Consider the following 4,171-nt stretch of genomic DNA (forward strand, 5'->3'; position numbering starts at 1 on the left):
TGCGCCTCCACCACATCCACATCAGCCGCCGACACACCCGCATCCGCCAACGCCTGCCGAATCACCCGCTGCTGCGACGGACCGTTCGGCGCCGTGAGCTGGCTGCTGGCGCCGTCCTGGTTGACGGCGCTGCCCCGGATCACGGCCAGGACGGGGTGCCCGTTGCGTCTCGCGTCCGACAGCCTCTCAAGAAGCAGCAGCCCGGAGCCCTCGCTCCAGCCGGTGCCGTCGGCCCGCGCGGAGAAGGCCTTGCAGCGGCCGTCCGGTGCGAGTCCGCGCTGGCGGCTGAATTCCACGAAGGTGTTGGGGGTGGCCATCACGGTCACACCGCCGGCGAGGGCGAGGGTGCACTCGCCGCGCCGCAGCGCCTGGGCGGCCAGGTGGATCGCGACGAGTGAGGACGAGCACGCCGTGTCCACCGTCACCGCCGGGCCGTGGAGGCCGAAGGTGTAAGCGATCCGGCCGGAGGCGATGCTGGCGGCGCTGCCCTGTACGAGGTAGCCCTCGAACTCTTCGGAGGGCTGGTGGATGCGGGTGCCGTAGTCGCTGTACATGACACCGGTGAACACGCCCACCTGTTCGCCGCGGAGGGCGGCGGGGAGGATACCGGCCCGCTCCACCGCCTCCCAGGCGAGGGTGAGCAGCAGGCGCTGCTGCGCGTCGACGGCGAGTGCCTCGCGCGGCGAGATGCCGAAGAACCCGGCGTCGAAGTGACCGGCGTCGTACAGGAAGCCGCCCTGGCGGGTGGTGGACTTGCCGACGCTGTCGGGGTCGGGGTCGTACAGCTCGTCCACACCCCAGCCGCGGTCGGCGGGGAATTCCCCGATGGCGTCGTGCCCTCCGGCCACCGTCCGCCACAGGTCGTCCGGGGTACGGACGTCACCGGGGTACCGGCAGGACATGGCGACGAGGGCGATCGGCTCACGCCTGTCCGACTCGACCTGCTGGAGCCGGCGTCGGACCTCCTGAAGGTCCGTCGTCGCCCGCTTGAGATAAGCGCGGAGCTTGTCCTCGTCCGCCATCGGCGATCCACTCTCCTCGGGGTGTACGGCGGGCAGGCCGTCCCGTTGCGGGAGGCAGCCACCCGGTTCGTTCACGGTAGGTCGGTGGTCTTGGCGGCCCCTTAGCCGTCGCTAAAGCGGGCAGCCGCGACCACCTGGTCATTCGGGGGTTTCGAGGGTGCCGTCGAGCAGACGGAACAGTTCGTCGTCGCTGACGTCGTCGATCGCGCCGGCGACGGGGCCGGAGCCGGGCTCGTGCTCCTGCCCGCGCAGCGTGCCCAGGAACTGCTGGAGTCTCGCCACGACCTCGCCGCGGGTCTCCGGGTCTGCGGCCAGCTCGGCCAGCTCGGTCTCCCAGCGTTCGAAGGCGCCCGTCCATGCGCGGTCGGCGCCGTCCGGGAACACCTCGGCGAGCAGGTGATCGGCCAGACTCGTGACGGTGGGGTGGTCGAAGACGGCGGTGGTCCGCAGCCGCAGGCCGGTGAGCGTGCCGAGCCGACGCCGTAGTTCGACAGCGGTCAGCGAGTCGACGCCCATGTCGAGGAAGCCGCGCTCGGTGTCGATCCCGTCGGCTGTCTCGAAGCCCAGCACGCGGGCCAGTTCGGCGCGGACCAGGTCCCGTACGGCCGGACGGCGATCCTGCTCCGGGAGACTGCGCAGCCGGTCGGCGAGCGCTTCGTCGGCAGACGCGTCCCGGGCGGTCTTGCGGGCCGGGCCCCCGGTCGCACGCAGCAGGCCGGACAGCAGGGCGGGCGGTTCCTCCGCAGCGGCTTGCAGCGCGGCCAGGTTCAGGTGCACCGGCGCCAGCACGGGCCGGCCGAGGGCCAGGGCGATGTCGAACAGCCGCAGGCCCTGGGCGTCGCCGATGCCGACGATGCCGGACCGCTTTAGCCTGGCCAGCGCGCCCGCGTCGAGTGCGCCGCCCATGCCGCTCTCCCGCTCCCACAGACCCCAGGCGAGGGACACGGCTGGCCGGCCGCTCGCCCGGCGGTACTGGGCGAGCGCGTCCAGGAAGGCGTTGCCCGCCGCGTAGTTGCCCTGCCCCGCGGTGCCGAGGGTGCCGGCGACGGAGGAGAACAGGACGAAGGCGGTGAGCGGGGTGTCCTGGGCGAGCAGGTGGAGGTTCCAGGCAGCGTCCACCTTGGCGGACAGGACGCTGTGCAGCTGCCGGGCGGTCATAGTGGCGACGGTCGCGTCGTCGAGGACGCCGGCCGCGTGCACGACGGCGGTCAGCGGATGCTCGGCGGGGACCGCCTCCAACAGCGCAGCCAGAGCCGCCCGATCCGCCACATCACACGCGGCAACGGTCACCTCGGCACCCAACCCACGCAACTCCGCGGCCAGTTCCGCCGCCCCCGGAGCCCCCATACCCCGCCGACTGGTCAACAGCAGACGCCGTACGCCGTACTCGGCAACCAGATGCCGGGCGAACAGCGCACCCAGCCCACCCGTACCACCGGTGACCAGAACAGTGCCCTCGCCGCCCCAGTCTGCCGGGGCCTGCCCAGCCGGCACGGCAGTCCGGGTGAGCCGCGGCACCAGGACGGTACCGCCTCGCACCGCGAGCTGGTGTTCGCCCGCAGCCAGGGCCGCGGCCACGGCACGGCCAGGCAGCTCCGTGCCGTCCGTGTCCAGCAGGACGAGCCGGCTCGGTTCCTCGGCCTGTGCGCTGCGGACCAACCCCCACAGCGGCGCGGCGGCCAGGTCCGGCACCTCGCCGTCACGGGTGGCGACCGCCGACCGGGTGACCAGGATGAGGCGGCTGTCCGCCGTGGCCGGCTCGGCGAGCCACCGCTGCAGGAGGGCGAGAGTGTCGGCGAGTGCTGCTCCGGCCGCCGCCGGGACGTCCGGCTCGTCGGGCGACGGTCCGGCCTGCAACAGGACCCTGCCGGGCAGCGGGGCGCCCGCGGCGACCGAGGCCAGCAACGAGGCGAGGTCCTCGTGTTGCCGGACCGGGGCATCGGCATCACGCAGCATGGGCAGCGACCCTACGACCGCCCAGGGGCGCGCCGGTTCCGGTGTGCCGGGCGCTTCAAAAACCCCGAGGGGTGGAGCGGTCCACTCGACGCCGAACAGCCTGCCGGACACGGCCGTGTCGGCCAGGCGGTCGGCCGCGACCGTCCGCAGGGTCAGCGAATCGGCGGTCAGCAGGACCTCGCCCGCGGCGTCGGTCAGGGTGACGGACACCTCGTCCGCGCCGATCCGGCCGAGCCGAACCCGGACGGTCCCCTCCCTCGCCTGCGCACGCCGCATGACACCGCGCCAGCCGAAGGGCAGCCGTATGCGCCGAGGCTCGTCGGACGTGCCGTCGAGCAGATCGAGCAGCAGCGGGTGCAGGGCACCGTCCAGCAGGGCGGGGTGAACGCAGTGACCGTCGGCCGACGGTGCTGCATCCGGGAGCCGGACCTCGGCCAGCAGGTCGTCGCCGAGCCGCCACGCCGCCTGAAGCGTCTGGAAGGCGGGACCGTAGGCGTACCCGAGTTCGGACAGCCGGGGGTAGACCTTGTCCAGCGGCACGCCGACCGCGTCCGCAGGCGGCCAGGCTCCGGCCGCCGCCGCACCGGCGGGTGGCGGACCGGCCGGTACGGGGCTCAGCGCCCCGGTCGCGTTCGTGGTCCAGGGGGCGTCCGGCTCGGCGTCGCCCGGCCGGGAGTGCACACCCAGCGACCGGCGTCCCGATTCGTCCGGCTGACCGACGGTCAACTGCACGTCCATGGCACCCTGTTCCGGCAGGAACAGCGGTGCCTCCAACGTCAGCTCCTCGACGGAGGAACACCCGCTTGACGAGGCCGCGTACAACGCCAGGTCGAGCAGGGACGCGCCGGGCAGCAACACCGCGCCGCCCATGGCATGGTCGGCGAGCCACGGCTGCGCCGCCACCGACAGTCGCCCGGTCAACACAAGCTCCCGCCGAGCAGCCAGCGCGACGGCGGCGCCGAGGAGGGGATGGCCCGTGGCGTCGAGCCCGAACCGGTCGGCACCGGCCGCCTGCGGGGCGGCCTCCAACCAGTAACGACGCCGCTGGAAGGCATACGTCGGCACATCCACCACCCGGGCCCCGGCCAGCTGCGCCGACCAGTCGACGTGCATGCCGTGTGTGTGCAGCGCGGCCAGCGCGGCATACACCGTCGCCGCCTCGTCCCGGTCCCGACGGGCCGCGGCCACCGCCA

2 protein-coding genes are annotated in these 4,171 nt (G+C 73.5%); both read right to left on the reverse strand.

Annotated features, from left to right (window positions below):
* Window positions 1-1,022: beta-ketoacyl synthase N-terminal-like domain-containing protein (locus tag ACIHCX_RS38015; protein ID WP_400037984.1), on the reverse strand; the 1,022-nt coding region annotated here is incomplete at its 3' end.
* A gap of 138 nt (window positions 1,023-1,160) precedes the next feature.
* A partial coding sequence (locus ACIHCX_RS38020) for a type I polyketide synthase (RefSeq protein WP_400037982.1) occupies window positions 1,161-4,171 on the reverse strand: 3,011 nt, incomplete at its 5' end.

The sequence above is a fragment of the Streptomyces sp. NPDC052043 genome (assembly GCF_044548235.1).
Lineage (GTDB): Bacteria > Actinomycetota > Actinomycetes > Streptomycetales > Streptomycetaceae > Streptomyces.